At 64.1% G+C, this 1,868-nt stretch carries 2 protein-coding genes; one reads left to right on the top strand and one right to left on the bottom strand.

The annotated features are described in order from the left end of the window. The coding region (locus ENZ75_RS30570) for a CapA family protein (RefSeq protein WP_206617137.1) at nt 1-492 on the bottom strand (492 nt) is incomplete at its 3' end. A 107-nt stretch (nt 493-599) separates the two neighbouring features. Here ENZ75_RS30570 and ENZ75_RS30565 point away from each other — a divergent pair. Continuing rightward, a complete protein-coding gene (locus ENZ75_RS30565) occupies nt 600-1,865 on the top strand; it encodes a hypothetical protein (RefSeq protein ID WP_063170319.1) in 1,266 nt (421 codons plus the stop codon). Nucleotides 1,866-1,868 lie beyond the last annotated feature (3 nt).

Genomic DNA, 1,868 nt, shown 5'->3' with positions numbered 1-1,868 from the left:
AATCGGCACAACCGGACCGTCGGCCAGGCCGATCGTGCGGATGCCGAGCCGCAGCAACGCCGCGATTGTCTCGTCGAAACCGGCGATGCCCTGATCCAGCACATGGTTGTTGGCCAGCGACAGCACGAGTTTTTCGCGCGCAACACCAACCGCCGTCAGCGCCTCGGCCAGGAACGGCTCGCTCATCGCATGATGCGTGCCGAGCCTTGTGCCCAGCACCGCGCTTGGCCTGTCCACAACAGGGCTTTCGCAATTGCCGATCACCAGATCGGCAGCGCCGAGCAGCGCCTTGATCGCCGGATCGCAATCCGGCGCGCTGCGGTTGGCCACCGCCGAGATGTCGCCGACAAAGGCAAGCCGCACCGCTTGCTTCGGCGGTGGATCCATCAGCGTCCCGGCCATCGGCGCAAAGTCTTGAGCGTCGCCGGCCAGTGACGGCTTCAGGAAACGCGGCAGCCAGGACAGCTTGTAGGAAAACGGATAATTCGACACGCGATGCCCAATTGTTTGCCCTGTGTAGACCGTCCGCGGGGCGGGTTGAAGCGCGACGCTGCAAATGGTGTATGTTTGCACTGCGCGACAAACATTGGGGGGAAAAGATGACACGACTGGCAGGCCTGCTGACATCCGCTTTCATTCTGCTCCTGCCGCTGTCTTCCGCGTCGGCGGCAATGCCAGAAGCGGCAACCACATTGTTTGAGGCGAAGACCGTGGCCGCGCGCGACACCGCTCTCTCGACGCTGGAGGCTGCCGCGCCAAAAGACCCGGCATCCGCCTATGCGGCCGGGGCGGGCGAGTTCTTTACCGCACTGGAGATCCTGGCCACCGGCCTGCACCGTCATGGTTTCGAAAGCCCGCAATCCTTCATGCTGCCGCTGATGCGGTTGCCAGTGCCCGACAATCCCAATCCCGAGCCGCTCACTTACGAGCAGTTCCGCGCCATCCTGGTCGGCTTCCGTGACCGGCTGGAGAAATCCGCAGCCACGTTTGCCTCGGTGCCGCCCAATGCCGATATCGGCATGGTCATCGATCTCACCCATGCCGGCATCGACCTCAACGAGGACGGCACCATCGCGCCGGACGAGAGCATGGCGGCGATCATCGCCTCACTCTCGCGCGGCGGTATCTCGTCGGACGCCGCCGCCCCCACGCTCACCTTCCGCTTCGACCGCGCCGACGGCTACTGGCTGCAGGGCTATGCCGAGTTCCTGATGGCGCAGGCCGATTTCTGGCTGGCGCATGATTTCAGGAGCACCTTCGACGGCTCGTTTCACATGCTGTTCCCGCGCGCCAAATTGCCGCTGCAGGATATTCTGGTGCCGCCGGCCGGCGATATGGGCTCGAGCATCTTCTCCTCGGAATGGCGCATCGCCGATTTCATCTCGATGGTGCATCTCGTCAACTGGCCGGTGATCGAACCGGAGCGCCGGCAAGCGGCGCGCCGCCACCTGCTGGAAATGATCCGGCTGTCGCGCGAGGACTGGAAGGCGATCCGCGCCGAGACCGACAATGACCGCGAATGGCTGCCTGGACCGCAGCAGAAGGGCGAGAACCCGCTCACCGGCCTCGAAGTCGGCGAGGAGCAGGTCCAGGCCTGGCTCGCCGCCTTGACCATGGCCGAGGATCTCCTGGAAGGCCGCAGGCTGCTGCCGCATTTCCGCGTCACCGCCAGTACTGGGCTTGGCATCAACATGAAGCGCTTCTTCGACGAGCCAAAAAACTTCGATCTCGTGCTGTCGATCACCGGCCCGGCCATCGCGCCCTACCTCGAAAGCGGCGAGCTCGCGACCAGCGACGATTTCGACCAGATCCAGCGCCAGTTCGGCGGCGACGGGTTTTTGACGTTTGCGCTTTGGTTCAACTGAGGG

It is taken from the genome of Mesorhizobium sp. M7A.F.Ca.CA.002.04.1.1 (assembly GCF_004022805.1).
In the GTDB taxonomy this organism is placed as follows: domain Bacteria; phylum Pseudomonadota; class Alphaproteobacteria; order Rhizobiales; family Rhizobiaceae; genus Mesorhizobium; species Mesorhizobium ciceri.
This window is presented reverse-complemented; position numbering and strand designations above follow the sequence as displayed.

Coding starts and splice junctions, on each gene's coding strand:
- ENZ75_RS30565 (WP_063170319.1), top strand. CDS start 600: ATGACACGACTGGCAGGCCTGCTGACATCCGCTTTCATTCTGCTCCTG.